We start from the raw sequence: 26,511 nt of genomic DNA, 5'->3' as shown, positions 1-26,511 counted from the left end.
AGCCGGGCTTGCCCGCGATAGCATCGACTCGGTGCAGCAGATGCACCGCGGCGATGCCATCGCAGGCAAGCCAGCTCCCACAAAAGCTCGCTCCCCCTTGCGACCTGTAGCGCTGCTGGCATTGGCCGTCACACTGGCCGGTTGCGCCGGCCTGCCCGACCAGCGCCTGGCCAATGAAGCCCTCAAGCGTGGCGACACAACCACCGCCGCGCAGAACTACCAGCAACTGGCAGAGCTGGGCTACAGCGAAGCCCAGGTCGGCCTGGCCGATATCCAGGTCGGCAGCCGTGACCCGGCGCAGATCAAGCAAGCCGAAGCCACCTACCGTGCGGCCGCCGATATTTCGCCCCGCGCCCAGGCCCGTCTCGGTCGTCTGCTGGTGGCCAAGCCCGGCGCCACCGAAGCCGAGCACCGCGAAGCCGAAGGCCTGCTGAAAAAAACCTTTGCCAATGGCGAAGGCAACACCCTGATCCCGCTGGCCATGCTGTACCTGCAATACCCCCACGATTTCCCCAGCGTCAACGCGCAGCAGCAGATTGATACCTGGCGCTCCGCCGGCTACCCGGAAGCCGGCCTGGCGCAGGTGCTGCTGTACCGTACCCAGGGCACCTACGATCAGCACCTGGATGACATCGAAAAAATCTGCAAGGCCGCGCTGAACAGCACCGATATCTGCTACGTCGAACTGGCCACTGTCTACCAGAAGCGCGAGCAACCGGAGCAACAGGCCGAACTGCTCAAGCAGATGGAAGCCGGCTACAGCCGTGGCACCGTCAGCGCCCAGCGGGTCGACAGTGTGGCCCGTGTGCTGGGCGATGCCTCATTGGGCAAGACCGATGAAAAAAGCGCCCAGGCCCTGCTGGAAAAAATCGCCCCTGGCTACCCGGCGTCCTGGGTCAGCCTCGCGCAACTGCTCTACGACTTCCCGGAACTGGGCGACGTCGAGCAGATGATGAAGTACCTCGACAACGGTCGCGCCGCCGACCAGCCCCGCGCCGAGTTGCTGCTGGGCAAGCTCTACTACGAAGGCAAGTGGGTGCCGGCCGATGCCAAGGCCGCCGAAGCCCACTTCCAGAATGCCCAGGGCCGGGAAGTGGCCGCCGATTACTACCTCGGCCAGATCTATCGCCGTGGCTACCTGGGCCAGGTCTACCCGCAAAAAGCCCTGGATCACTTGCTGACGGCCGCGCGCAACGGCCAGAACAGCGCCGACTTCGCTATCGCCCAGCTGTTTTCCCAAGGCAAGGGCACCCAGCCCGACCCGCTCAACGCCTATGTGTTCAGCCAATTGGCGAAGCGCCAGGACACGCCGCAGGCCAATGAACTGGCCGCGCAACTCGAACAACAACTGCCGCCCGCCCAGCGCGCCGAGGGCCAGCGCCTGCTGCAACAAGAGCTGGCCGCCCGTGGTGCCTTGAGCCAAAGCACGCTGCAACTGCACGCCCTGCAAGAAGAAGACGGCGAGGAATCCCTATGAAACTCAATCCATTCGTCAAGGCCGGTATTGGCCTGACCTTCGCCCTGCTGTGGTCGTGCCCGACCCTGGCCGCGCTGACCGAAGACAAGAACTTCGGCCTGGACGTGAAAGTCACCGGCCAGTCCGAAGATGACCGCGACCTGGGCACGCAAAAAGGCGGCGACGTCAACGGCATCGGCCTGGATGTGCGCCCGTGGATCTACGGTGAAAGCGGCGCCTGGAGCGCCTACGCCATGGGCCAGGCGGTGGCGTCCAGCGACATCATCGAAACCGACACCCTGCAACAGTCCGATGGCGACACCACCGAGCAATCGAGCAACAACGACCGCAAGACCAAGAAAAACTACCTGGCCCTGCGTGAGTTCTGGGTCGGCTACAGCGGCTTCACCCCCTACCCCGGCGAGATCCTCAAGCTGGGCCGCCAGCGCCTGCGCAATGATGACGGGCAATGGCGCGACACCAACATCGAAGCGCTGAACTGGACCTTCGACACCACCCTGCTCAAGGCCAATGTCGGCGCCGCCGAACGCTTCAGCGAGTACCGCACCGACCTCAAGGAACTGTCCCCCGAAGACAAGGACCGCCAGCACTTCTACGCCGACGCGGCCTACCAGTGGACCCCGGGCCATTGGGTTGGCGTGCGCGGTCATCACAGCCATGACGACGGCAAGCTCGACTACCCGCAACCGGGCGTGGCCGCCGATTCGCTGGACAAGCGCCAGAACGGCGACCTGACCTGGCTCGGCATTGAGGCCAACAGCGACGCTTATAACTGGCGCAACACCAACACCGTCAACTACTGGGCCAGCGTCACCGGCATGCAGGGCGACCGTAGCAACGTCAACGCGCTGAACGCCGACGGTAGCCGCCCGGCCAACGCCAAGCGCAATACCGATGTGGATGGCTGGGCCACCGACCTGGGTGTGCGCCTGCGCCTCGACCCGCAGTGGCAAGTGGGTGCGGCCTATGCCCGCGCCAGTGCCGACTACGAGCAGAACGGCCTGCAAAGCAACCGCTCGAACTTCACCGGCACCCAATCGCGGATGCATCGTTTTGGCGAGGCGTTTCGCGGCGAGATGAACAATATGCAGTCCATGAGCCTGTTCGGTTCCTGGCAGTTGCGCGATGACTACGACGCCAGCCTGGTCTACCACAAGTTCTGGCGTGTGGACGGCAACAAGCCGGTGGGCAGCAATGGCATCGACGCGGTGCAGAACAACTACGACGACGTCACCGGCGCCGTGCTGTCCAGCGCCTCCCTGCCCCTGGAAGACGGTAAGAAAGACCTTGGCCAGGAGATGGACCTGGTGGTCACCAAGTACTTCAAGAAGGGCCTGCTGCCCGCCGCCCTCAGCCAGTCGATCGACGAACCGTCGGCCCTGGTGCGCTTTCGTGGCGGTGTGTTCAAACCGGGCGACGCCTATGGCAAGCAAGTCGACTCGTACATGCACCGCGCCTTTGTCGATGTGATCTGGCGTTTCTGATGGGAGCCTGCGCAATGAATCCTCACGCCCTCAAAGGCTCGGCCCTGCTCGCTGCGGCAATGCTGCTGGCGTGCGCCCCGGCCTTTGCCAATGTCGAGCCGCAGGTCAAGGCGCCCACCCTCGCCAAGGAACTGCAACAGGCCAAGACCTACACCATCACCAGCCCGCCTACGGCGCCGCTGGAGATGGCCAAGCCGCCGCTGCCGGACCTCTCGGGCTACACCGCCGAAGCCGTGGCGAAAAAAATCGTGCGCAGCAAGGCCGGCAAGGTCAGCGTGCGCCGGATGATGCAGGAAAACGCCCTCAAGGACTTTATCGGCGGCGACAACAAGATGGCCGAATGGGTGGTGCGCCAGCACGGCATTCCCCAGGCGATCTTTATCGACGACGGCTACATGAACCTCAAGGACCTGCTCAAGAAGGTGCCCAAGCAATACCTGAGCGAAACCTCGCCCGGCGTGTTCCTGGCCAGGCTGCCGATTGTGGTCGGCGAAAAAGGCATCCTCGAAATCGACGGGCAGACCCAGGAATTGCGCCTGTCCCAGGAAGCCGGCTCGTTTCTGGTCAACGACGGCCAGCTGTTTGTGCGCGACACCAGGATCACCGGCTGGCGCGAGAAAACCAACGGCCCGGCGACCTTCCGCTCGCCCACGGAATTCCGCCCGTTCCTGCTGGCCTGGGGCGGTACCCAGACCTATATCGTCAACAGCAAGATGGCCAGCTTCGGCTATGCCAACAGTAAGTCCTACGGCGTGAGTATTTCCCAGTACACGCCGAACATGGCCAAGGTCCTCAAGCGCCCGGAGCCGACCGGCTGGATTGTCGATTCCGAATTCTCGGACATGTGGTACGGCTTCTACTGCTACGAAACCACCGGTTTTGTGATCAAGGGCAGCACCTACAAAGACAACATCGTCTACGGCATCGACCCCCACGACCGCTCCCACGGCCTGATCATTGCCGACAACACCGTGTACGGCACCAAGAAGAAGCACGGCATCATTATTTCCCGTGAGGTCAACGACAGCTTCATCTTCAACAACCGCAGCTACGACAACAAGCTGTCGGGCCTGGTGATCGACCGTAACAGCGTGAACAACCTGATCGCCGACAACGAGATCTACCGCAACCACACCGACGGCATCACCCTCTATGAGAGCGGCGATAACCTGTTGTGGGGCAACAAGGTGATCAGCAACCGTCGCCACGGCATCCGTATCCGTAACAGCGTGAACATCCGACTGTACGAGAACCTCGCCATGGCCAACGGCCTGACCGGGGTCTACGGCCATATCAAGGACCTGACCGACACCGACCGCGACATCGCGCTCGACCCGTTCGACACCAAGGTCTCGCTGATCGTGGTTGGCGGCGAGCTGGCGGCCAATGGCAGCGGGCCGCTGTCCATCGACTCGCCGTTGAGCATCGAGCTGTACCGCGTGTCGATGCTCGCGCCGACCAAATCCAGTGGCATCAGCTTCTCCGGCGTTCTAGGTGAGCGCCAGGAAGAGATTCTCGACTTGCTGGTACGCCAGAAAAAAGCCGTGCTGATCGACCCTGTCGAACGCCAGACCCCATTGCAGGACTGAGGATGACCTTTATGCACCCACACATGATCAAGCTACTCAGCCTCTCGGGTTTGACCCTCGGCATCCTGGCCGCCAGCAGCGGCGTGCGCGCCGATGAAGCCCAGGCGCCGAGCTTTACCGCCGAGCCGTGCTGCAACCTGTGCCCCGAGGCCCACGACGCAAAGAACTACACCACCCGTTACCAGCAGAACTTCACCACCCTGGTACAGGCCCAGGGCGACTGGCTGTTCCGTACCCAGGAAGACCTGCGCACCGAATTCGACACCACCCCGGCCGGCTACAAGCGCATGCAGCAACTGCGCGATGCGTTCAAGAGCAAGGGCGTGGAACTGGTGGTGGTCTACCAGCCGACCCGTGGCCTGGTGAACCGCAACAAGCTCAACCCGCAGGAGAAAGCCAGCTTCGATTTCGACAAGGCCCTGGGCAACTACAAGAGCATGCTCGGGCGTTTTGCCAAGATGGGCTATGTGGTGCCGGACCTGTCGCCCCTGACCAACGAGCAATTGCCGGACGAACAGCCGGCCCACGACTTCTACTTCCGTGGCGACCAGCACTGGACCCCGTATGGCGCCCAGCGCACCGCAAAGATCGTCGGTGCCAAGGTGCGCGCCATGCCCGAGTTCGCCGGGATCCCCCAGCGTGAATTCGAGACCAAGAAGTCCGGGCGCATGGGCAAGACCGGCACCCTGCACAACATGGCCGGGCAACTGTGCGGCACCAGCTACGCGATCCAGTACATGGACCAGTTCAGCACCGAGCCCAAGGGCGAAGCGGCGGACGGCGACCTGTTCGGCGACTCCGGCAACCCGCAGATCACCCTGGTGGGCACCAGCCACAGTGGCAAGAACTACAACTTCGCCGGCTTCCTGGAACAGGAAATCGGCGCCGACATCCTTAACGTCGCCTTCCCCGGCGGTGGCCTGGAAGGCTCGATGATCCAGTACCTGGGCAGCGAAGAATTCCAGAAGAGCCCACCGAAGATTCTGATCTGGGAATTCTCACCGCTGTATCGCCTCGACCAGGAAACCACCTACCGCCAGATGATGGCCCTGCTCGACAACGGCTGTGAGGGCAAGCCGGCGCAGATGAGCGCCAGCGCCACCCTCAAGCCGGGCAAGAACGAGTTGATGGTTAACAGCAAGAACATGGACCTGCGCAACAGCCGTCATCAGGTCGACATTCGCTTCGCCGATCCCTCGGTGAAAACCCTGCAAGCCACCCTCTGGTACATGAACGGGCGCCACGAGGACATCAAGATCGACAAACCCGAAACATCCGAGACAGACGGGCGTTTCGCCTTTGAACTGCGCACCGATGAAGACTGGGCCTCGCAGAACCTGCTGGCCGTGGAAGTGCAGGGCCCCGAAGCGGGCGCTGCGGCGCAGAAAGTCGAAGCGAAAATTTGCACACGCAACGTATTCCCCGCGGGTGGTCAGCAGACTGCTTCCGCCGGGCAATGAGGTTACCTATGCAGAAGTTATTGATTCCAACGTTGCTCGGCCTGGCGATATTTGCCGGCCACGCCAACGCCGCCGCGCCGCTGCGTCCGCCCCAGGGCTACTTCGCGCCGATTGAAGCGTTCAAGACCGGCGACTTCAAGAATGACTGCGACGCCATGCCGACGCCCTACACCGGCTCGCTGCAGTTTCGCAGCAAATACGAAGGCTCCGACAAAGCCCGCTCGACCCTGAATGTGCAGTCGGAAAAAGCCTTTCGCGACAGCACCGCCGACATCACCAAACTGGAAAAAGACACCAGCAAGCGGGTGATGCAGTTCATGCGCGACGGTCGCCCGGAGCAATTGCAGTGCACGCTGAACTGGCTGGTGAGCTGGGCCAAGGCCGATGCGTTGATGTCCAAGGACTTCAACCACACCGGCAAGTCGATGCGCAAATGGGCGTTGGGCAGCATGGCGTCGGCCTATGTGCGCCTGAAGTTCTCCGAGTCGCAACCGCTGGCCAGGCACCCACAGGAATCGCAGTTGATCGAAGCCTGGTTCAACAAACTGGCCGAGCAAGTGGTCAGCGACTGGGACAACCTGCCCCTGGAAAAAACCAACAACCATTCGTACTGGGCCGCCTGGTCGGTGATGGCCACATCCGTCGCCACCAACCGTCGCGACCTGTTCGATTGGGCGGTGAAGGAATACAAGGTCGGCGCCAATCAGGTCGACGCCCAGGGCTACCTGCCCAACGAACTCAAGCGCCAGCAACGGGCCTTGGCCTACCACAACTATGCGCTGCCACCGCTGGCGATGATCGCCAGTTTCGCCCTGGTCAACGGCGTGGATGTACGCCCGGAAAACAACGGCGCACTCAAGCGCCTGGGCGACAAGGTGCTGGCCGGGGTCAAGGATCCGGAACTCTTCGAGCAGAAGAACGGCAAAGAGCAGGACATGCAGGATCTGGAGCAGGACTCGAAATTCGCCTGGCTGGAGCCCTTCTGCACCCTCTACACCTGCGCCCCGGAGGTACTGGAGCGCAAGCACGAGATGCAGCCGTTCAAGACCTTCCGCCTGGGTGGCGACCTGACCAAGGTCTACGACCCGGCGCATGAAAAAGGCAACAAAGGTTCCTGACCGTACTCGGTCCAAATGTGGGAGCGGGCTTGCTCGCGAAAGCGCAGTGTCAGACGACATCAATGCTGAATGTCAGACCGCAATCGCGAGCAAGCCCGCTCCCACACTGACCCGGTTCCTTCAAGAAAATTGCAATACAGCCCTCCCCGGTTTTCGTGGGGGGTTTGGGGGGGCCGTTGGCCCTTGACTGTTGGTTAAACATGGAGAGATCGGGATGGTTTTCTCGTCCAATGTGTTCCTGTTTCTGTTCTTGCCGATCTTTCTCGGCTTGTACTATTTGAGCGGGCAACGCTATCGCAATCTGCTGCTGCTGATTGCCAGTTATGTGTTCTACGCCTGGTGGCGAGTGGACTTCCTGGCGCTGTTCGCCGCCGTGACCCTGTGGAACTACTGGATCGGCCTCAAGGTCGGTGCCGCAGGCGTGCGCACCAAGCCGGCCCAGCGCTGGCTGCTGCTCGGCGTGGCGGTCGACCTGTGCATCCTCGGCTACTTCAAATACGCCAACTTCGGCGTCGACAGCATCAACCTGATGATGAAATCGGCGGGCCTGGAGCCGTTTATCCTGACCCACGTGCTGTTGCCGATCGGGATCTCGTTCTACATCTTCGAGTCCATCAGCTACATCATCGACGTGTACCGCGGCGACACCCCGGCCACCCGTAACCTCATCGACTTTGCGGCGTTCGTGGCGATCTTCCCGCACTTGATTGCCGGCCCGGTGCTGCGTTTTCGCGACCTGGCCGACCAGTTCAACAACCGCACCCACACCCTGGATAAATTCTCCGAGGGCTGCACGCGGTTCATGCAGGGTTTTATCAAGAAGGTGTTTATCGCCGACACCCTGGCGGTGGTGGCCGACCATTGCTTTGCCCTGCAAAACCCCACCACCGGCGACGCCTGGCTCGGCGCGCTGGCGTATACCGCGCAGCTGTATTTCGACTTCTCCGGCTACAGCGACATGGCGATCGGCCTGGGCTTGATGATGGGCTTCCGCTTTATGGAAAACTTCAAGCAGCCGTATATCAGCCAGTCGATCACCGAGTTCTGGCGGCGCTGGCATATCAGCCTGTCCACCTGGCTGCGTGACTACCTGTACATCACCCTGGGCGGCAACCGCAAAGGCACGCTGACCACTTATCGCAACCTGTTCCTGACCATGCTCCTCGGTGGCCTGTGGCACGGCGCGAACATCACCTACATCGTCTGGGGCGCCTGGCACGGCATGTGGCTGGCGATTGAAAAAGCCATCGGCCTCAACACCTCGCCACGCAGCTTCAACCCGGTGCGCTGGGCCTTCACCTTCCTACTGGTGGTGATGGGCTGGGTGATCTTCCGTGCCGAAAACCTGCACGTCGCCGGGCGCATGTACGGCGCGATGTTCAGCTTTGGCGAGTGGTCGCTGTCGGAACTCAACCGCGCCAACCTGACGGGCCTGCAAGTGGCAACCATGGTGGTGGCCTACGCCACGCTGGCGTTCTTCGGCCTGCGCGACTTCTACAACAATCGCCCGGCCGACAAGGCCAAGCCGGCTGATCCGAGCCTGATCAAGGCAGTGCCTGGCGACCCCCCCGGCAGCATCCAGGAGCCCGGTTTCAGCGTCGGCAGCAACGCCGCCGTGCAACCGGCCTACTGGACCGCCGACTGGCCCCGCTATGCCATGCGCGCGGTGATCCTGCTGCTGTTTGTGGCTTCGATTCTGAAACTCTCGGCGCAAAGCTTCTCGCCGTTCCTTTACTTCCAGTTCTGAGGGAGCCGACCATGACCCGTTCATTCCGCATCCTCTACGCCGCGCTGTTCATGGCCCTGCTTATGGCCCTGGGCGCGTGGTCGGTGCGCAGTTTCTTCGGTTTCAATACCAACGCCGAAGCCACCGTGCTCAACGGGCGCTGGGCCAAGGCCGTCGAGACCCATTACGACGACGAGTTCCCGATCAAGCGCCTGGGCACCAACCTCTGGGCCGCCCTGGACTACAAGCTGTTCAACGAAGGCCGTCCCGGCGTGGTGCTGGGTCGCGATCACTGGTTGTACAGCGACGAGGAGTTCAACCCCGCCGTCAACGAAGAGCAGAACCTGCAAGACAACTACGCCCTGGTCGAAGGCGTGCGCCAGACCCTCAAGGCCAAGGGCGTGCAGTTGGTGATGGCGATTGTCCCGGCCAAGGTGCGCCTGTACCCGGAGCATCTGGGTGAAGTGCAACCGGCGAGCATTCATGCCGGGCTTTATCAGGACTTCCATGCGCGGGTTGCCGCCGACAAGATCCTCGCCCCCGACCTGCTGGGCCCGCTGCAACAGGCCAAGCTCCACGGCCAGCAGGTGTTCCTGCGCACCGACACCCACTGGACCCCGGATGGCGCCGAAGTCGCCGCCAAGCAGCTGGCCAGGACCATCAACGCCAAGACCCTGCTCAGCGGCGAGCCCCAGCGCTTTGTCACCGACGCCGAGGGCATCGCCCCCCACAGCGGTGACTTGCGCCTGTTCCTGCCCCTGGACCCATTGTTCGAAAACCTGATGCCGCCCAAGGAGCCCCTGCAAAAACGCGTGACCCACGCAGTGCAGGCCCAGGCCGCAGGCGACGACGCGCTGTTTGCCGACAGCGAGATGCCGGTGGCCCTGGTGGGCACCAGCTACAGCGCCAACCCCAACTGGAACTTCGTCGGCGCCCTGAAGCAAGCCCTGGGCAGCGAAGTGGTGAACTACTCCGAAGACGGCCACGGCCCGATCCTGCCGATGCTCAGCTACCTGAAAAGCGATGACTTCAAGAACAGCCCGCCGCAAGTGCTGATCTGGGAGTTTCCGGAACGCTATCTGCCGGTGAACAACGAAATCGGCGAAGCCGACCCCGAGTGGGTCGCGCAGCTCAAACAAGCCGGTACGCGCCAACAGAACATGGCAAGCAACACCCCAGTTAAAACCGAAAAATCCGAGACGCCCGACCGGGCGCAAAACTGAAAGAGAGGTAACTCACATGACTTTCACTACTACTCCGCGTCGTCTCGCCAAGACTCTGGCCCTCGCCGCCGGCATGAGCTTCGTATCCATGTCCGCGTTCGCAGGCGACGCCGCCCTCTATGGCCCCGTCGCACCGAAAGGCTCGAGCTTCGTGCGCCTGTTCAACGCCAGCAACCAGGAAGTCAGCGCCAGCGTCGGCAACACGGCGTTGAGCGATGTGGCACCGCTGGCCAGCAGTGACTTCAGCTTCCTGCCGGGCGGCGACTACAGCGCCAAGGTCGGTAGCCAGAACGTCACGGTCAAACTGGCCGCCGATCACTATTACACCCTGGTCAACAGCGCCAGCGGCCAGCCGCAACTGATCGAAGAACCGCCGTTCAAGAACAAGCAGAAATCCCTGGTGCGCGTGCAGAACCTCAGCGACAAGGCCCTGACCCTGAAAACCGCCGACGGCAAGACCGATGTGGTCAAGGCCGTGGCCGCCAAGGGCCGTGGCGAGCGCGAGATCAACCCGGTGAAGGTCAGCCTGGCGCTGTACGACGGCGACAAGAAGGTTGGCGATGTGAAGCCGGTGGCCCTGGAACGTGGTGAGGCGGCGGTGCTGTATGTCACCGGCTCCGGCAGCAACCTGTCGCCAGTGTGGGTCAAGCGCCCCGTGTCGACCCGTTGATGATTTCCCTGAGTTGAGACGCCCCCTTGTGGGAGCTGGTTTGCCTGCTCCCACACTGTCCGCGTGTCGACTCAGGACCGAGACAAAAACAAGAGTGAAACGACAAACCTTCGTAGCTCTGACCCAAATCGATTCAAGGAGAAACACATGATCCCAGTAATCCTTTCCGGTGGTAGCGGCTCACGTCTTTGGCCGCTTTCCCGTAAACAGTTTCCTAAACAGTTCCTGGCCCTGACCGGCGAGCACACGCTGTTCCAGCAAACCCTGGAGCGCCTGGTGTTCGAAGGCATGGACGCACCGATCATCGTCTGCAACAAAGACCACCGTTTTATCGTCAATGAGCAACTGAGCACTCGCAAGCTCGACAGTCAGCGCATCCTGATGGAACCGTTTGGCCGCAACACCGCGCCGGCCGTGGCCTTGACCGCGATGATGCTGGTCAATGAAGGCCGCGATGAACTGATGCTGGTCTTGCCAGCCGACCATGTGCTGGATGACCAGAAAGCCCTGCAACGCGCCCTGGCCCTGGCCACCGTGGCGGCCGAGCGTGGCGAGATGGTGCTGTTCGGTGTACCGGCTACCCGTCCGGAAACCGGCTACGGCTATATCAAGTCCACCAATGATTCGCTGCTGCCCGAAGGTGTCAGCCGGGTGCAGCAGTTCGTCGAGAAGCCGGATGAAAAACGCGCCGTCGAGTTCGTCAAAAGCGGCGGCTATTTCTGGAACAGCGGGATGTTCCTGTTCCGCGCCAGCCGCTTCCTCGAAGAGCTGAAAAAGCACGATCCGGACATCTACGACACCTGCGTGCTGACCCTGGAACGCAGCGAACACACCGCCGACACCGTGACCTTCGACGAAGCCACCTTCGCCTGCTGCCCGGACAACTCCATCGACTACGCGGTGATGGAAAAAACCCAGCGCGCCTGCGTGGTGCCGCTGAGTGCCGGCTGGAGCGACGTGGGTTGCTGGGCCTCGTTGTGGGCGGTCAATGACAAAGACGCCAACGGCAACGTGACCAAGGGTGACGTGGTGATCCAGGACAGCAAGAACTGCATGATCCACGGCAACGGCAAGCTGGTGTCGGTGATCGGCCTGGAAAACATCGTGGTCGTGGAAACCAAGGACGCGATGATGATTGCCCACAAGGACAAGGTCCAGGGCGTCAAGCAGATGGTCAACACCCTGAATGAACAGGGGCGCAGCGAGACCCAGAACCACTGCGAGGTCTACCGTCCGTGGGGCTCATACGACTCGGTGGACATGGGCGGGCGTTTCCAGGTCAAGCACATCTCGGTCAAGCCGGGCGCGTGCCTGTCGCTGCAGATGCACCACCACCGCGCCGAACACTGGATCGTGGTCAGCGGCACCGCCGAAGTGACGTGCGACGAGAATGTGTTCCTGCTCTGCGAGAACCAGTCCACCTACATCCCGATTGCCTCGGTGCACCGCCTGCGCAACCCGGGCAAGATCCCGTTGGAGATCATCGAAGTGCAATCGGGCAGCTACCTGGGCGAAGACGATATCGAGCGGTTTGAAGACATCTACGGGCGCTCGACTCCCGTCGAGCGTGGTGTGTCAGTGAAAACCATCGCGCAGTAACACCGCAAAACAAAAAGCCCTCGCCCAGCCCGTTGCGTCCCCTATCCGCAGTGGGCTGGGCGGGGGCTTTTTCTGATCGGGCCACTTTGCAGATTGGCAGCGATCACCCACACAGCGTTGTTCCCTTCACTCGAAATAGTCCTTGAAATTGTTCGGCCCCAAATACAGAAAGTTCGACGGCGTCAGCTTGATTTCTTTGGCCATCTTGAGCTCGACGAACTGGCTGCCGGCCGTGACCGGGCCTAAATCCTTGGGCACCTGGTCAGAGCTGAAGATCACCATATAGTCGCCACTGCCCACATAGCGTTCATTCCCTAAAAACAACAGGTTCTCAACGTTCTCGCTGTTAAATTGCTGGCCTGGGGGGTTAACGTACACACCGCCCTTTGAACCCGCACGCCTTTCACCACGCGCCAGATCATTGATGCTTCGCTCGCGAGCGATCGCTTCTGCGCCGGCCTTGCTGGTGTAGTGAATGTAAACCGGCTTGCCGTTGTAAGTGCCCGAATCCACTATCGACTGCCAATCCTGATGATTGGCCAAGGGTTGATTGGTTGCTGAGCTTGATGCCAGCGGGCCCTGCCCGGCAGGCTGCTCGCGGGCAGCGTTGACCCCCTTGCCTTTTCTATTGCCCCCCAGCATCTTGCTCGCGCGCCATTGGTTATCGGCACCTGTTTCAACGGTCAGTACGGGTTTACCGGTCTGGGGATCAATAATCTGGACATAGCCGTCACTGAGTTTGAAATCACCTTTAATCTCATACGTCTTGGCGATACCGGACTGATCGGTGTAACGGATAAACCAACGATCTACCCCCGCCTCGTTCTTGTACTGATAAATCCCTCTAGCATTGACTGTGCTCTTGGCCAGTAACGATTCGCCATCGGCAATGGCGTAGGCGCTGATGTTGTCCGTTTGTGACGGTTGCAGGCGATTGGGCACATCGGCATCAACGCCTGGAGAGTCAGGCGCCGGTTCGGACGCGGACTCCACGGAGGGTTCAGGGGCTAGCGGTTCTTCTTTGGGCAGGGCAAAGGGGTCCGCGGCATTTGAGCTGAGACCGGCAGAGGAGAACAAGGTGTTGATCATGCCATCGAATGTCTTCGACGCCCCGTCATGACGTTCAGCCTGGGTGTCGCCCGAAATCTCTTTTTCGGTGCCCAATACCACTTCCGTGAGACTTGTGATGACGGCAGCGGCGGCGACCGGAGCAGCCAGCGGGGCCAGTTTGACCAGCAGTTCTGCGCCGACCGAAATGTCGTTGAGCCAGGTGTCACGGGTGACCTCGCTGTTGGATTTGATCGCGGTGTCTGCGTCGTTCCTCATACGCTGCTGGCCACTGTCCGCCATGTGACTGAACACATCGCCCTTGATCGCGATATTGCTGCGGTCAATGACGTTGCCCTCCTGGTTGCTGACGCTATCCGTACTGAGGTATTCCAGGGATGAATCGACGCCGTTTTTTGGCCGTATCTCAGAGATCAGGGAACCCAGCGGCACGATTGCATTAAAGAATGCGGTCCCAAAACCACCGGACTCACTGTTCTGCCGATCAGCCAACGAGAAGTGCGACTCCAGGGCTTTGCGCGTCTGGGGCGTCTTGCCTTGATCGCTGACCCATTGATCCATTTTTTCCAGTGAGGCGAATTTCAGAAAGGCTGGCTTGGCGTCAGGAATATAGAGAATTTGCACGCCGTCCAGGCGCCCGCTGGCATCCTTCTGGAGCCCCTCTGCGGGCAGGGTAAAACGCAAAATATCACTGGACTGAAAGCCATTGATATCAAATGCATGAACCTGGACATCGCCGGTTACCGGGGAGGTTGCCTGCAGTTTCTCCACGGTCATGGGCTGGTCTTCGGCTATTTCTGCACCGGTAACCGCCTTCATCAGCCGTTTATAGTCACTCCTGGTGAGCTGGTGCTCGGGCGGCTGCAGCGCTCGTTCGGCCGGTAACTTCGCCTCCTGGGCCTTGAGTTGCTCGCCTGCCCTATAGATGAATATGCCTTTCTGGACTGTGCGGTAGCCATCGGCGTGGTCTTTCCAGAAGCTGTCGATTTTTGCCGACATGGTTGTCTGGAAATCGGATTTCCAAAGGGCCTTCATAAAGGCCGAAGGCGCCAGGGGGATTTCGTTGTGGGCGCCATAGCCTGCTTTGGCGCTTTGTCCGGGGCCGTCTTTATACAAGCCCGCTTCCGAGTCCAGCGTGCCGGGAATCCCGTCGTACTCGGAAAAGTTCTTCAACACGGCGTCAGTCAAACTGATGGATGACGAGGGTTCTTCCTTCATGTGTTCCCAACCGGTAGCGGTTTGCCCTGATTGCGAACTGTTAAACCGATTCAAATAAGTCTTGTCGGCGTCTACATGGATTCCGGTCAACCCGAACACAATTTCTTCTGCACGCTTTTTGGCTTCTTTGCGCACATCTGGAAACGCGACGGCCGTGTCCAACACAATCTTTTTGAATTTGGTTTTTTCGACATTGGCCTTGGCGGCTCGCTCGGTAATGACTGCGTAGGCATTCGAGGGACTTGTCGGTGCCAGGGCAGACACGGTCTGCCTGAGTTGGATGAGCCCCTCTCGGTTTTGCGGAATGCTCCAGCCATTGGCGGTGATGTATTGCGCAAGGCTGACTTCCATGGTCGGGCCTGGGTGTTGCGCATCGGGAGCCAATTGTATTTTGGCGGCTTGCAAGGCCGGAAGAATATGCTCATTGGATATACGGCCCGTTGCAAGGCCTTGCTCCAGGCCTGCCAGGGTCAGTATCAGCGCGTTACGGTTGTCCAGGGCACTGTTGCCGGCGACGGTGGTGGCTTGGGGATTGGAGGCCGACTTCATTGGGCTGCTCTCATCGTCAGAAGCGAAGGAGCGGTAGGCTGGAACAGCAAAATTTTGTACGGATAAGGTCATGGCGTTGTTCTCGGCACGTATAAAAAAAGCTCACAGAACAACGACCGTCAGTCTGTGGCTGTATATAGGTGTGTGAAGCGAACACCCCCCTTGATTCCAGCGCGAAGGTTACGTGGAGTGTCCGTTTGGGGGTGACCGCAACCCGATAGGCAACCGCATGCTGTCAACGGTACGATGGTTCATCCACCCACGAGGCTGTCCCCATGTTCTTCGGCGTTCTGCTCATCATCACCTGGCTGGTCCTACTCCTGCGCTACCCGGCCAAGGCATTGCCGGTTTCCCTCGCCGCAGCAGTGGGTTTGGGCTTCGTGGCGATATGGGTGGTCTGGCTGGACAACCGCGAGGCCTCGCAACTGGCGCGCCTGGAGCTGCGCATCCACTATGCCCCCGATCAGTGCCCCGCCGACCGCCCCTTGCAGCTCAAGCTCAACAACGGCAACGACGTCCCCCTGACCGAACTGCGCTGGCGCGTCGCCGCCTACGCACCAGGCGATACGGTGAACCTGGCGGACAACGTCTATGCTGCCCCGCGTTATCGCGGCCCCGGCGAACTGCAGGCCGGCGCCACCTGGGAAGACTGTCTGCCGGTGCCGCCCCTACGCCCCGGCTACCGCCCGCAAACCCTGGAGTTTCGCGCCGAACACCTGCAAGGCAGCTTCTCCGACTAACCACTACCAAGGATTGCCCCATGCCTAACGTGCTTATCACCGGTTGCTCCAGCGGCATCGGCCGTGCCCTGGCCGATGCCTTCAAAGTCGCCGGCTATGACGTATGGGCCAGCGCCCGCCGTCCCGAAGACGTCGCGGCCCTCGCATCTGCCGGTTTCAAGGCCGTGCAACTGGACGTCAACGATGGCGCGGCCCTGGCGCAATTGGCCGGACAGGTGGGCGAGCTGGATGTGTTGATCAACAACGCCGGCTACGGCGCCATGGGCCCGCTGCTCGATGGTGGCACCGAGGCCCTGCAGCGCCAGTTCGAGACCAACGTGTTCGCGATCGTCGGCGTGACCCAGGCGCTGTTCCCCGCCCTGCGCGCGCGCAAAGGGCTGGTGGTGAATATCGGCAGCGTTTCCGGAGTGCTGGTCACGCCGTTTGCCGGCGCCTACTGCGCCTCCAAGGCCGCCGTGCATGCCTTGAGCGACGCGTTGCGCATGGAACTCGCACCGTTTGGCGTGCGAGTCATGGAAGTGCAGCCGGGGGCGATCAACACCCACTTTGCCAAGAACGCCGGCACCCAGGCCGAATTGCTGATCAATGAACAATCGCCGTGGTGGCCACTGCGCGAAAGCATCCGTGCCCGCTCCCAGGCCTCCCAGGACAAACCGACCCCGGCCAGCACCTTTGCGGCGGATGTGCTCAAGGCCGTGCAACAGAGTGAACCACCGCGCCTGCTGCGTTCGGGGAATGGCAGCCGGGCCTTGCCGTTGATGGCGGCGCTGCTGCCCAAGGGGTTGTTGGAGACTGTGTTGAAGAAGCGATTTGGGCTGGGTGGAGCACTTTGATCACCGTGGCAAGCGGACTTGCCCTCTGCACGGGGTCTTCGCTATTTCATGAAGTCAATAAACGCCCGCACCTTCAGCGGTAAATGCCGCGTGTCCGGATACAGCGCATACACCCCCTGAGGCGCGAAACGATGATCCGGCAACAGGCGTACCAGCCGCCCCGCGTCCAGGTCCTCCTGCACCAGCCACTGCGGCAGGACCGCCACGCCATGCCCGCGCACGGCAAATGCTTGCAGCACGGCGGCACTGTCGACCACCAGCGCACTGGGGCCAGAGCGATACTGATGTTCGCCACCTGCCGGGTCGGTCACGCTCAACTCAGTCAGGCGGCCATGCCCCAGCTTGGGCAGTCGTTCTAGTTCATCCAACGTATGGGCACTACCCAAACCAGGCGCCGCAACGGCCAATACCTGATAGGTGGATAACTGCACCGCACGATGATTGGAGTCCACCAGGCGCCCCAGCCGGATCGCCACGTCAAACCGCTCGGAGATCAGGTCGGCATGGGTCGAGGATGTGGATAAGTGGATGTTGAGGTCCGGGTGCAGGCGGCGAAAACCCTCCACGGCCGGCGCGACCACTGCCAACGCATATTCAACAGTCGTGGTGATGCGCAGGGTGCCCTTGAGCTGGGCGTGTTCAGAACGGGCCTCTTCCACTGCCAGCCGTGCTTCTTCGAGCATGCGTGTACAGCGCAGGTAGAAACGTTCGCCGGCATCGGTGAGCGCCAGTTGGCGGGTACTGCGGGTGAGCAGGGTGACGCCCAGTTCGGCTTCCAGACGTTTGAGATTGAAGCTGACCACCGCGCGGGTCTGACCCAGCAGATCGGCGGCGGCCGTCAGCGAGCCGGCCTCGACCACGGCTTTGAAAGTGTCGAATCGGTCCAGACTGACCATGGCCACAGCCCCCATTTGTCAAAATATTTTTGACAAACTAACAGGCAAACCCGTGTATCCCAAGCTCTGCAACCGGCCTACCCTGCCAGCCTCAAACGCTGGATCGCCCCTATGACCTACCGCTCGAAAGTCGCCTGGATCTTTTTACTGGGCTTCGCCCTGGACCTGGTGAACATGTTTGTCGCCACCGTCGCCTACCCGGATATCGCCCATGAACTGCAGGCTTCGGTCACGCAATTGGCGTGGATCAGCAACGCATACCTGCTCGGCCTGACCCTGATTATTCCGCTGAGCGTCTGGCTCGCCGCAGTGTGGGGCGAGCGGCGTTTGATCGCCGCGAGCCTGGGGCTGTTTGGCATGGCATCGGTGCTGGTGGGCCAGGCCGAGTCGATTCAGGCCCTGATCGGCTGGCGGCTGTTGCAAGGCTTGGGGGGTGGATTGCTGATACCGGTGGGCCAGGCCTTGGCGTACCGACACTTTGCCCCTGGGCAGCGTCACCAGCTGACGGCCCGAGTGATGTCGGTGGCGCTGTTGGTGCCAGCACTCTCCCCGGCGCTGGGCGGCTTGCTGGTGGACACGGTGTCGTGGCGCTGGATCTTCTATGCCAACCTGCCATTGGCCCTCCTGACCCTGCTGCTGGCACTGCTGTGGATAAAACCCGATGTGCCCGCAACCTCGCGACCGGCCCTGGCCTTGGGGAGTCTGTTCAAGCAGATCCGCCACCCGATGCTGCGAGTGGCGATGCTGGTGTATCTGTTTATCCCCGGCGTCTTTATCGGCACCAGCCTGGTCGCCATCCTCTACCTGCGAGGCCTTGGATACGACGCGACACGCACCGGGGCCTTGATGCTGCCGTGGGCACTGGCCTCGGCCCTGGCCATCTACCTGAGCAAGCAGTTGTTCAGCCGGTGCGGGCCCAAGCCATTGCTGCTGGCCGGCATGGCCTTGCAATGCGCCGGCATCCTGCTGCTCAATGCTGCCCAGCCCGCCCTGCTGGTGGGCGCCTATGCCCTGATGGGCCTGGGTGGCAGCCTGTGCAGCAGCACCGCGCAGACCCTGGCCTTTCTGGATATTCCTGCCGAACGCATGGGCCACGCCAGCGCGCTGTGGAATATCAATAGGCAAGTGAGCTTTTGCCTCGGCGCAGCGGCACTCAGCGCCGTGCTATCGGCCTCGGATTCCTTCACCATGACCTTCTTGATCGCGGCAGCCCTGACACTGCTGCCGCTCTTCGCAGCGCTGAGCCTGGATACCTCCAGGGTTCGCGCACTGCTTCACCCAGCCAGCGAGCCTCAATGATGATTGATTACAGCGACTTTTTTGAAGAAGTGATCCAGACCCACATCGAGATCGAGCAATGGTTTGCCGGCACAGCCCCCGAAGGCACCCTGCAGAACCTGCTGGCGCGCTTCTCCCCCGAGTTCAGCATGATCGCCCCCGCCACCGGCGCACGGGTGAATGCCGCCGGGGTCCAGGCCCTGTTCACTCGCCTGGGCGGCATGCGGCCCGGATTGAAAATCACCTTGAGTGAACTGACCGGCATCGACCGCCATGCGCGGGGTGCCACGGTGACTTACCGTGAGCACCAGGTTGATCACAGCGCCAGCCAGACGGATCGCCGGGCCACCGTGGTGTTCGAGAAACAGGCCAGCGGCGCACTGCTGTGGCGGCACCTGCATGAGACCTATATCCAGGGCCAATAACCCTCCCCTGCAGGAGCCGGCAGGCGACGTGCCTGATGCCCTCTGTTTAGTTTTGTGCCTGGTTGACGATCACCGTGCAAGTAATCCCCGCCGCCAGCAACACCCCCTCCGGCACTTCATCAATATGAATCCGCACCGGTACCCGCTGGGCCAGGCGTACCCAGTTGAAGGTCGGGTTCACGTCGGCGATCAGTTCGCGGCTCTCGGGGTTGTCGCGGTCGTAGATGCCGCGGGAGATGCTTTCCACATGGCCCTTGAGGGTCTCGCCGCTCATCAGTTGCATATCGGCTTTATCACCGACTTTCACATGGGGCAGCTTGGTTTCTTCGAAGAAGCCGTAGACCCAGAACGAGTTCATATCGACTACGGCCATCTTGGCTTCGCCAATGCGCGCATAGTCGCCGCGATGCACGTTGAGGTTGGTGACATAGCCGTCGACCGCTGACACGACTTGCGTGCGTTTCAAGTTCAGTTCGGCGGCCTCCAGTTGCGCCAGGGCATGTTGGTAGTCGGCCAGGGCCGAGTCGGCGATGTTGCTGGCGTCGTCGCGGTTCTCTTTGGAGATCACCAGGGCGTCGAGGTCGGCGCGGCGGTGGGCGTTGACCTTGCGCATCTCCCAGGTGGCTTTGCGTGAGGCGACCAAAGATTGCGCCTGCTTGACCGCGATGCGGTAGTGCTCGGGGTCGATCTGCATCAGCAGGTCGCCCTTTTTCACCAACTGGTTGTCACGCACCGGCACATCCACCACTTCGCCGGTGACGTCGGCGGCCACGTTGATGATGTCGGCGCGCACCCGGCCATCGCGAGTCCATGGGGTCTGCATGTAATGGACCCACAAGGTGCGGCCAATCCAGATCGCCAGGGCCAGAACCAGCAGGGTTGCGAGCAGGCTGAAAAACTTTTTCATCGGGGCATTCTCAACGGTAGACAGTCAGCGCCATGGCGCCGAAAAGACAGGTGAACAGGCTCAGGCGCAGCAGCGCCGGGTGCCAGAAAAAACGGTACAAGTCAAAGCCCGCCAGGAAGCGATCCAGGGCCCAGGCCAGTGCGGCGGCGATAAAAAACATCAGGGTCATGGTCGGCATGTAGATGCCGTGGAACGCTATTTCACGAGGCATGGGCGACTCCGGAAGGCTTGAAGGCAGCCAGTGGCGATTGCGGGTCCAGCAGGGAGGTGCGGATAAAGTGCAGGTAGCTTTTCACCCGGCGCAGGGCCGAGGTGTCGAAGTGCGGGGCGAAGGGTTCGTCGGTGGCCTGCACGCGGCTGATGGCGTGATCGACCGCCACCAGGGCGCGCTCCAGGTTGCTCTGGCTCGGTTGCAAAAACAGCCGCACCAGCGAACGCCCCATGACCCGGATGGCCTGGCGCCAGGGCTGGGATTGAGCGTACGCCGGGTGCACCGGCAGAATCGCCTGCTCCTTGCGCAACTCAATGATCGCGTGACCGACTTCAAGCACCACAAACATCCAGCGCAACAGGTTGCGTTGCACCTGTGGCTGGCCGGCGGCCAGGCCATAGGCCTGGTGCAGCAGGTCGCGGGTGCGGCTTTCAAAACCCGAGGCCAGGCCCTTGAGCTTGCCGCTGATGGCATATACCACTTGCTCACGCAGGTCGCGCTCCAGGCGGCGCCACAGCCAAGGGCTGTTGGGCGGCAGGATAATCGCCCCCGCCGCGGCGCACACCAGCATGCCGATGATCATGGCGATGTAGTCGTTGATAAAGGTGTAGGGGTTGTAGATCGTCAAGTTGTCCGGCACCGAACCGGTACTGAAAAAGATCAGCAGGCCCAGGCCGACCCCGGCGTATTGCGGGCGCGACGAGAGGAACGCACCGAGCACGATCACCGGGGCGAGCATCACGCAGAGCAAGGGAAAGCCGTCGATCCAGGGAAACACGAAAAACATTTCGACAAAGCCCACCACGGCGCCGATCAGCGTCCCGCAGGCCATTTGGAAAGCCATGCGCTTGGGGTTCGGTGTGGCGGCCGACAGGCCCACGGTAGCTGCCGCGATCAGGGTCATGGTCGCGCCGCTGGGCCAGGCGGTGGCCACCCAGTAACTGCCCAGCACCAGCAGAATGAATGACGCGCGAATTCCCGACGCGGCACAGGCCAGCCAGTTGGTTTTCGGCGTGTAGGACTCGTCCCAGTGCTCCCGTGCGTGGCTGTGCTCGGCCAGGGAAGCATGGGTCTGCGCATAGTTGTGCAGGTCATCGACAAAGCGGTACAGCAGCTCATAGGCAGTGTGGAAATCCAACTGCTCGGCATCGCTCGGGCTGCTCTCCTGGAACATCGCCCGCAGGCTGCGGACCTTGGCCGGCAGGCTCTCCTTGTAGGCCGTCAGTTGGCTCACCAGGCGCGCAGCATCGGGGCTGGTCAGGGCGCGCCCACTGAAGCCATCGAGCAGTTCGGCCAAGTCCTGCAGGCCAGGCTTGATCGCGGCCACCACATGGTCGGCGGCATCGCTGCGCAGGCGTTCGAGCAACTGGTGCAGGGCGTTGAAGCGCGTGGTGATGCCCATGAACTCACTGTTCAAGCGACTCAAGCGACCATTGCGCCGGCGCATATGGGGGTCTTCGAATACGGTGACGCTGCGCAGCCCTTCCAGGCCCACGGCTTCGGCGATAAAGCGCACGTTGCTGCTTTCAAAACCTTCACGCTGGCTGCGCCCGCGCAGGCCATCGGTGACGAACAGCGCGAAGGTGCCGAAACGCTGGTACAAGGCGTTGCGCATGGCCGCGCTGCTGGTTTGCGGCAGGATCGCGGCACTGACCAGGGTCGCACACAAAATCCCCAGGGAGATTTCCAGCACCCGCCAGACCGCCGCCATAAAGGCGCCGTCCGGGTGGGCGAGCGCCGGCAGGCCGACCATCGCCGCCGTATACCCGGCCAGCACAAAACCATAGGCGCGAAAGTTACGGTTACGGGTGGCACCGGCCGTGCACACGCCGACCCAGATCGCCAGCGCGCCAAGAAACAGCTCGGTGTTTTGCGCAAACAAGGCGATCAACAACACCATCACCGCCGACCCCGCCAGGGTGCCGAGGAAGCGGTAGAAGCTCTTGGCAAACACCTGGCCGCTTTGCGGTTGCATCACGATAAACACGGTGATCATCGCGGTACGCGGTTGCGGCAGTTCCAGGCGCATGGCCAGCCACAGGGTGAGAAACGCGGCGATCAGTACTTTGAAGATATACACCCAGGTCACGCCATCACTGCGTGCCCAGTCGAAAAAGCCACGGCGCCATTCCAGGGAATGCAGCCAACGCAGCGGTGCAGGCAAGGGAGTCATGGGGAACCTGATCAGTGATCGAACACGGCCAAAGCCGCCGGGGTCTTGCTCGGGAGTGTCTTATCGGGTGCCGGAGCATCGCTGCCAGCACCCAGGCCACCGCCCAGGGCTGTCACCAGTTCGGCATGGGCGCTCAAGCGCGCGGCCTGGACCTGTTGCTCGACCTGCTGCTGGCGAAACAGCAGGGTCTGGGCATTGAGTACATTGAGGTAATCGGTCAGCCCGCGCTGATAGGCGATCATCGCGAGGTCATAGGTTTTCTGCGCCGAGGCCACCGATTCGGCGGCGAAGGTTTGCTGCTTGGCCATGGATTCGCGGCGGATCAGTTGGTCGCTGATGCCCTTGAGTGCATTGACCAGGGTCTGGTTGTAGCGGGCCACGGCAATGTCGTAGCCGGCGCTGGCCTCGCCCAATTGCGCACGCAGGCGGCCACCGTCGAAGATCGGCAGGGTGATCGCCGGGCCGACGCTGTAGTTGAGTTTCTTGCCGGTGAGGAACTCCAGCATGCCGCCGCCGGTGGCGACGTAGCCGAGGCTGCCCACCAGGTCGACGTTGGGGTAGAAACCGGCATGGGCCACGTCAATCCCCCGGGCCTGGGCCGCGACTTGCCAGCGGCTGGCGACCACGTCAGGGCGCTGGCCGAGCAATTGCGCGGGCAGTGCCGAGGGCAATTTCAGCGGCGCACCGAGCGCCAGGGTCGGCCGCTGCAAGGTTGCACCCTCCCCCGGCCCCTTGCCGGCCAAAGCCGCCAGCTGGTTGCGGGTCAGGGCGATCTCTTCGTCGAGGGCGTCCAGTTGCCGATGGGTTTCCGGCAACGGCGTCTGGGCCTGGCTGACTTCAAAGTGCGTGCCGATCCCGCCATCCAGGCGCTTTTGCGCCAGGTCGAGGATCTGCTGTTGCTGGGCCAGGGTGGCGGCGACGATATCGCGCTGGGCGTAATGCAGCGACAGCTGGATATAGGCGCGCACCACATTGTTCTGCAATTCCAACTGGGCCTGGCGTGCCTGGGCGACACGCCTATGCGCCAGGTCGACGGCGCGCTCGCTGGCATTGCGCTCGCGGCCCCACAGGTCGAGGGCGTAGCTCAGGCCCAGGGCAGCGTTGTTGTCCCAGGTGGTGGAATTGTCCAGCTTGCCGGGGCCGTAGAACTGATCGCTGGGCCAGTTGTGGCGCTTGAGGGTGGCATCCCCGTTGATCTGCACGGCCTCGGCCGACTCGGCCAACCCGGCCATGGCCCGTGCTTCACGCACCCGGGCGGCGGCTTCGGCCATGCTCGGGCTGCCTTGTACGGCGAGGTCGATCCACCGATTGAGTTGCGGGTCGCCATAGGCCTGCCACCACTGGCTGGTCGGCCAGTGGGCATCCCGGGCGGCGCTCTGGATCGCGTCGTCGGTGGCCAGGGTATTGGCGGCGAGGTGCTTGCCTTGGGGGGCAATTCCTCCGGTTCCGATGCAGCCGCTGATTGCTAACGATAAAGCCCAAACACTGAGAGTCTTCAGCTCTCTGCTGATGCGACGCGGCACTGCTGCGAATTCCTGAGGTGGTGTTGCGGGGACGGTGCGGCAATTCTAGGGGGCACGGGGAATGGCGATAAGGTGGGATTCCTGTGAATCTTTATTACCGTTCAGGCGATAATCCATTGGTCGGGCTCACTCGCCCCCGTAACTTCGTGTCACAATTTGCCATCTCCCTTGAGAGCACCCCATGGACACTTTGCAAAACATGCGCGCCTTCAGTTGTGTCGCCGAGGCCGGCAGCTTCACCGCCGCCGCCGTACAACTGGACACCACCACGGCCAACGTCTCGCGCGCGGTCTCCAATCTGGAGGCCCATCTGCAAACCCGCTTGCTCAATCGCACCACCCGCCGCATCGCCCTGACCGAAGCCGGCAAGCGCTATTTATTGCGCTGTGAGCAAATTCTCGCCTATGTCGAGGAGGCCGAGGCCGAAGCCAGCGACGCCCATGCACGCCCCGCCGGGCAGCTCAAAGTGCACACCATGACCGGCATCGGCCAGCATTTCGTGATCGACGCGATTGCCCGCTACCGCCGCACCCACCCCGACGTGACCTTCGACCTGACCCTGGCCAACCGCGTGCCCGACCTGCTGGACGAGGGCTACGACGTGTCCATCGTGCTCGCCAGCGAGCTGCCGGACTCGGGGTTTGTCTCCCAACGCCTGGGGATCACCTACAGCATCGTCTGTGCCTCGCCGGCCTACGTCAAAGCCAACGGCTGCGCGCAGCGGCCCAGTGACCTGCTCAACCATGCCTGCCTGCGCCTGGTCAGCCCGGTGATCCAGTTGGACAAATGGGCCTTCAACGGCCCGGACGGCCAGGAAAGCGTGAGCATCAACAGCTCGCCGTTCCTGGTGAACTCCGCCGACGCGATGAAGACCGCGATCATCAGCGGCATGGGCGTCGGCCTGCTGCCGGTGTACGCGGCCATCGAAGGCCTGCGTAACGGCACCCTGGTACGGATGATGCCGAATTACCGCTCTCAGGAACTGAACCTGTACGCCATCTACCCGTCGCGCCAGTACCTGGATGCGAAGATCAAGACCTGGGTGGAATACCTGCGCGGCTCGCTGCCGGAGATCCTCGCGGCGCACCAGGCGGAACTGGTTGCGTATGAACTGAGTGGCAGTTTGGGTGGGGTGCGGCTGGGTAGCTGACCTGCCGTCATCGCAGGCAAGCCAGCGCCCACATTTTGCCCTGTGCCCATAGAGGTCTAGCGGTGTCCTGACATTCGCAGCGAGGAATGTTAGCGTGCTTGGCATTCTTCCCTGTCGATGAGCCTCACTTGCGATGAAAAAGACTGTCCTCGCCTTCAGCCGTGTCACCCCCGCGATGATCGAACGCCTGCAACAGGACTTCGAGGTCATCGTCCCCAACCCCAAGCAGGGTGATATCAACGCGCAGTTCACTGAAGCCCTGCCCCACGCCCACGGCCTGATCGGCGTCGGCCGCAAGCTCGGGCGGGCGCAGCTCGAAGGGGCGAGCAAGCTGGAAGTGGTGTCCAGTGTCTCCGTGGGTTACGACAACTACGACGTGGACTACTTCAACGAACGCGGGATCATGCTCACCAACACCCCCGATGTGCTGACCGAAAGCACCGCCGACCTGGCCTTCGCCCTGCTGATGAGCAGCGCCCGCCGCGTGGCCGAGCTGGACGCCTGGACCAAGGCCGGGCAGTGGAAAGCCAGCGTCGGCGCGCCGTTGTTTGGCTGCGATGTACACGGCAAGACCCTGGGTATCGTCGGCATGGGCAATATCGGCGCGGCCATCGCCCGCCGTGGGCGCCTGGGCTTCAATATGCCGATTATCTACAGCGGCAACAGCCGCAAGACCACGCTGGAACAGGAACTGGGCGCGCAGATGCGCAGCCTGGACCAGTTGCTGGCCGAGGCGGATTTTGTATGCCTGGTGGTGCCGTTGAGTGAAAAGACCCAGCACCTGATCAGCCATCGCGAGTTGGGCCTGATGAAATCCAGCGCAATCCTGGTGAATATTTCCCGAGGCCCGGTGGTGGACGAGCCTGCACTGATCGAAGCCCTGCAAACCCAGCGCATTCGCGGCGCCGGGCTGGATGTGTATGAGCGCGAGCCCCTGGCCGAGTCGCCGCTGTTCCAACTGAGCAATGCAGTGACCTTGCCGCATATCGGGTCGGCCACCCATGAAACCCGTGAAGCCATGGCCAACCGTGCCCTGGACAACCTGCGCAGCGCCCTGCTGGGCCAGTGCCCGCAGGATCTGGTGAACCCGCAGGTGTGGAAAGGCTGATCGGCATTGTAGGAGCTGGCAAGCCAGCCCCTACAGTTTTTGGCGCGAACGTCGATAACCCGCTATAGATTGTTATCGCTGATCCA

General features: G+C 61.9%; 21 protein-coding genes. 15 read left to right on the top strand and 6 right to left on the bottom strand.

What is annotated here, in order from left to right; all coding sequences use genetic code 11:
• Nucleotides 1-40: 40 nt before the first annotated feature.
• The 9 genes from algK (at nucleotide 41) to HBO24_RS05535 (ending at nucleotide 12,346) form a co-directional block, all read left to right on the top strand.
• On the top strand, nucleotides 41-1,477 hold the full coding sequence (gene algK / locus HBO24_RS05575) for an alginate biosynthesis TPR repeat lipoprotein AlgK (RefSeq protein ID WP_170059402.1): 1,437 nt from the start codon (nucleotides 41-43) through the stop codon (nucleotides 1,475-1,477).
• On the top strand, nucleotides 1,474-2,961 hold the full coding sequence (locus tag HBO24_RS05570; protein WP_057438224.1) for an alginate export family protein: 1,488 nt from the start codon (nucleotides 1,474-1,476) through the stop codon (nucleotides 2,959-2,961). Before algK ends, HBO24_RS05570 begins: the two co-directional genes overlap by 4 nt.
• Complete coding sequence (algG, locus tag HBO24_RS05565) at nucleotides 2,961-4,550, top strand: mannuronan 5-epimerase AlgG (protein ID WP_115128949.1); 1,590 nt, start codon at nucleotides 2,961-2,963, stop codon at nucleotides 4,548-4,550. Before HBO24_RS05570 ends, algG begins: the two co-directional genes overlap by 1 nt.
• An 11-nt stretch (nucleotides 4,551-4,561) precedes the next feature.
• The gene (locus HBO24_RS05560) at nucleotides 4,562-6,010 is read left to right on the top strand and encodes an alginate O-acetyltransferase (protein WP_170059388.1); all 1,449 of its coding nucleotides are present in this window, start codon (nucleotides 4,562-4,564) and stop codon (nucleotides 6,008-6,010) included.
• Nucleotides 6,011-6,018: 8 nt separating this feature from the next.
• Nucleotides 6,019-7,128, top strand: a complete 1,110-nt coding sequence (locus tag HBO24_RS05555) for a mannuronate-specific alginate lyase (protein ID WP_170059387.1) — start codon at nucleotides 6,019-6,021, stop codon at nucleotides 7,126-7,128.
• Between the two features lie 214 nt (nucleotides 7,129-7,342).
• Nucleotides 7,343-8,875: an MBOAT family protein gene (locus HBO24_RS05550; protein WP_170059386.1), complete on the top strand. Its 1,533-nt coding sequence runs from the start codon at nucleotides 7,343-7,345 to the stop codon at nucleotides 8,873-8,875.
• 11 nt (nucleotides 8,876-8,886) lie between these two features.
• Nucleotides 8,887-10,077 (top strand): alginate O-acetyltransferase, encoded by a 1,191-nt coding sequence (locus tag HBO24_RS05545; protein ID WP_057958524.1) that lies wholly within the window; start codon nucleotides 8,887-8,889, stop codon nucleotides 10,075-10,077.
• Between the two features lie 16 nt (nucleotides 10,078-10,093).
• A complete protein-coding gene (locus HBO24_RS05540; protein WP_057438217.1) occupies nucleotides 10,094-10,747 on the top strand; it encodes an alginate O-acetyltransferase AlgF in 654 nt (217 codons plus the stop codon).
• A 147-nt stretch (nucleotides 10,748-10,894) separates the two neighbouring features.
• The gene (locus HBO24_RS05535) at nucleotides 10,895-12,346 is read left to right on the top strand and encodes a mannose-1-phosphate guanylyltransferase/mannose-6-phosphate isomerase (protein ID WP_057438216.1); all 1,452 of its coding nucleotides are present in this window, start codon (nucleotides 10,895-10,897) and stop codon (nucleotides 12,344-12,346) included.
• Nucleotides 12,347-12,472: 126 nt separating this feature from the next.
• On the opposite strand, the gene HBO24_RS05530 is transcribed toward HBO24_RS05535, so the two are convergent.
• Nucleotides 12,473-15,253: a DUF6543 domain-containing protein gene (locus HBO24_RS05530; RefSeq protein WP_170059385.1), complete on the bottom strand. Its 2,781-nt coding sequence runs from the start codon at nucleotides 15,251-15,253 to the stop codon at nucleotides 12,473-12,475.
• Between the two features lie 203 nt (nucleotides 15,254-15,456).
• Between HBO24_RS05530 and HBO24_RS05525 the strand changes: the two genes are divergently transcribed.
• Nucleotides 15,457-15,921: a hypothetical protein gene (locus HBO24_RS05525; RefSeq protein ID WP_057438212.1), complete on the top strand. Its 465-nt coding sequence runs from the start codon at nucleotides 15,457-15,459 to the stop codon at nucleotides 15,919-15,921.
• A 20-nt stretch (nucleotides 15,922-15,941) separates the two neighbouring features.
• Nucleotides 15,942-16,754 carry an SDR family oxidoreductase gene (locus tag HBO24_RS05520; protein ID WP_057438210.1) on the top strand — a complete coding sequence of 271 codons (813 nt, stop codon included), beginning with the start codon at nucleotides 15,942-15,944 and terminating at the stop codon, nucleotides 16,752-16,754.
• Between the two features lie 41 nt (nucleotides 16,755-16,795).
• Here HBO24_RS05520 and HBO24_RS05515 read toward each other — a convergent pair whose 3' ends face one another.
• Nucleotides 16,796-17,650, bottom strand: a complete 855-nt coding sequence (locus tag HBO24_RS05515; protein ID WP_170059384.1) for a LysR family transcriptional regulator — start codon at nucleotides 17,648-17,650, stop codon at nucleotides 16,796-16,798.
• A 111-nt stretch (nucleotides 17,651-17,761) separates the two neighbouring features.
• Between HBO24_RS05515 and HBO24_RS05510 the strand changes: the two genes are divergently transcribed.
• Together HBO24_RS05510 and HBO24_RS05505 are read left to right on the top strand one after the other, a co-directional pair.
• Entirely contained in the window at nucleotides 17,762-18,949 is a 1,188-nt protein-coding gene (locus HBO24_RS05510; RefSeq protein ID WP_170059383.1) for an MFS transporter, read from the top strand.
• Nucleotides 18,949-19,353, top strand: coding sequence for a hypothetical protein (locus HBO24_RS05505; RefSeq protein ID WP_057438390.1), 405 nt, complete (start codon nucleotides 18,949-18,951; stop codon nucleotides 19,351-19,353). Before HBO24_RS05510 ends, HBO24_RS05505 begins: the two co-directional genes overlap by 1 nt.
• Before the next feature lie 46 nt (nucleotides 19,354-19,399).
• Here the strand turns inward: HBO24_RS05505 and HBO24_RS05500 are convergent, their stop codons facing one another.
• Genes HBO24_RS05500 through HBO24_RS05485 form a run of 4 tightly spaced genes read right to left on the bottom strand, consistent with a single transcriptional unit; the run spans nucleotide 19,400 to nucleotide 24,167 of the window.
• On the bottom strand, nucleotides 19,400-20,260 hold the full coding sequence (locus HBO24_RS05500) for an HlyD family secretion protein (RefSeq protein ID WP_057438208.1): 861 nt from the start codon (nucleotides 20,258-20,260) through the stop codon (nucleotides 19,400-19,402).
• A 10-nt stretch (nucleotides 20,261-20,270) separates the two neighbouring features.
• On the bottom strand, nucleotides 20,271-20,471 hold the full coding sequence (locus tag HBO24_RS05495) for a DUF1656 domain-containing protein (RefSeq protein WP_057438206.1): 201 nt from the start codon (nucleotides 20,469-20,471) through the stop codon (nucleotides 20,271-20,273).
• Complete coding sequence (locus HBO24_RS05490) at nucleotides 20,461-22,644, bottom strand: FUSC family protein (RefSeq protein ID WP_057958520.1); 2,184 nt, start codon at nucleotides 22,642-22,644, stop codon at nucleotides 20,461-20,463. The genes HBO24_RS05495 and HBO24_RS05490 overlap by 11 nt, the downstream gene beginning before the upstream one ends.
• 11 nt (nucleotides 22,645-22,655) lie before the next feature.
• Complete coding sequence (locus HBO24_RS05485) at nucleotides 22,656-24,167, bottom strand: efflux transporter outer membrane subunit (RefSeq protein WP_170044074.1); 1,512 nt, start codon at nucleotides 24,165-24,167, stop codon at nucleotides 22,656-22,658.
• A 181-nt stretch (nucleotides 24,168-24,348) separates the two neighbouring features.
• Here HBO24_RS05485 and HBO24_RS05480 point away from each other — a divergent pair, with 181 nt between their 5' ends.
• Together HBO24_RS05480 and HBO24_RS05475 are read left to right on the top strand one after the other, a co-directional pair.
• Nucleotides 24,349-25,317, top strand: a complete 969-nt coding sequence (locus tag HBO24_RS05480; RefSeq protein ID WP_057958518.1) for a LysR family transcriptional regulator — start codon at nucleotides 24,349-24,351, stop codon at nucleotides 25,315-25,317.
• A gap of 133 nt (nucleotides 25,318-25,450) precedes the next feature.
• A complete protein-coding gene (locus HBO24_RS05475) occupies nucleotides 25,451-26,425 on the top strand; it encodes a D-glycerate dehydrogenase (RefSeq protein WP_170059382.1) in 975 nt (324 codons plus the stop codon).
• Nucleotides 26,426-26,511 lie beyond the last annotated feature (86 nt).

It is taken from the genome of Pseudomonas sp. WS 5410 (assembly GCF_012985645.1).
GTDB lineage: Bacteria > Pseudomonadota > Gammaproteobacteria > Pseudomonadales > Pseudomonadaceae > Aquipseudomonas > Aquipseudomonas shahriarae.
This window is presented reverse-complemented; position numbering and strand designations above follow the sequence as displayed.

Excerpts from the sequence above, each read along its gene's own strand:
- algK (WP_170059402.1), top strand. The coding sequence starts at position 41 with ATGCACCGCGGCGATGCCATCGCAGGCAAGCCAGCTCCCACAAAAGCT.
- HBO24_RS05570 (WP_057438224.1), top strand. The coding sequence starts at position 1,474 with ATGAAACTCAATCCATTCGTCAAGGCCGGTATTGGCCTGACCTTCGCC.
- algG (WP_115128949.1), top strand. The coding sequence starts at position 2,961 with ATGGGAGCCTGCGCAATGAATCCTCACGCCCTCAAAGGCTCGGCCCTG.
- HBO24_RS05560 (WP_170059388.1), top strand. The coding sequence starts at position 4,562 with ATGCACCCACACATGATCAAGCTACTCAGCCTCTCGGGTTTGACCCTC.
- HBO24_RS05555 (WP_170059387.1), top strand. The coding sequence starts at position 6,019 with ATGCAGAAGTTATTGATTCCAACGTTGCTCGGCCTGGCGATATTTGCC.
- HBO24_RS05550 (WP_170059386.1), top strand. The coding sequence starts at position 7,343 with ATGGTTTTCTCGTCCAATGTGTTCCTGTTTCTGTTCTTGCCGATCTTT.
- HBO24_RS05545 (WP_057958524.1), top strand. The coding sequence starts at position 8,887 with ATGACCCGTTCATTCCGCATCCTCTACGCCGCGCTGTTCATGGCCCTG.
- HBO24_RS05540 (WP_057438217.1), top strand. The coding sequence starts at position 10,094 with ATGACTTTCACTACTACTCCGCGTCGTCTCGCCAAGACTCTGGCCCTC.
- HBO24_RS05535 (WP_057438216.1), top strand. The coding sequence starts at position 10,895 with ATGATCCCAGTAATCCTTTCCGGTGGTAGCGGCTCACGTCTTTGGCCG.
- HBO24_RS05530 (WP_170059385.1), bottom strand. The coding sequence starts at position 15,253 with ATGACCTTATCCGTACAAAATTTTGCTGTTCCAGCCTACCGCTCCTTC.
- HBO24_RS05525 (WP_057438212.1), top strand. The coding sequence starts at position 15,457 with ATGTTCTTCGGCGTTCTGCTCATCATCACCTGGCTGGTCCTACTCCTG.
- HBO24_RS05520 (WP_057438210.1), top strand. The coding sequence starts at position 15,942 with ATGCCTAACGTGCTTATCACCGGTTGCTCCAGCGGCATCGGCCGTGCC.
- HBO24_RS05515 (WP_170059384.1), bottom strand. The coding sequence starts at position 17,650 with ATGGTCAGTCTGGACCGATTCGACACTTTCAAAGCCGTGGTCGAGGCC.
- HBO24_RS05510 (WP_170059383.1), top strand. The coding sequence starts at position 17,762 with ATGACCTACCGCTCGAAAGTCGCCTGGATCTTTTTACTGGGCTTCGCC.
- HBO24_RS05505 (WP_057438390.1), top strand. The coding sequence starts at position 18,949 with ATGATTGATTACAGCGACTTTTTTGAAGAAGTGATCCAGACCCACATC.
- HBO24_RS05500 (WP_057438208.1), bottom strand. The coding sequence starts at position 20,260 with ATGAAAAAGTTTTTCAGCCTGCTCGCAACCCTGCTGGTTCTGGCCCTG.
- HBO24_RS05495 (WP_057438206.1), bottom strand. The coding sequence starts at position 20,471 with ATGCCTCGTGAAATAGCGTTCCACGGCATCTACATGCCGACCATGACC.
- HBO24_RS05490 (WP_057958520.1), bottom strand. The coding sequence starts at position 22,644 with ATGACTCCCTTGCCTGCACCGCTGCGTTGGCTGCATTCCCTGGAATGG.
- HBO24_RS05480 (WP_057958518.1), top strand. The coding sequence starts at position 24,349 with ATGGACACTTTGCAAAACATGCGCGCCTTCAGTTGTGTCGCCGAGGCC.
- HBO24_RS05475 (WP_170059382.1), top strand. The coding sequence starts at position 25,451 with ATGAAAAAGACTGTCCTCGCCTTCAGCCGTGTCACCCCCGCGATGATC.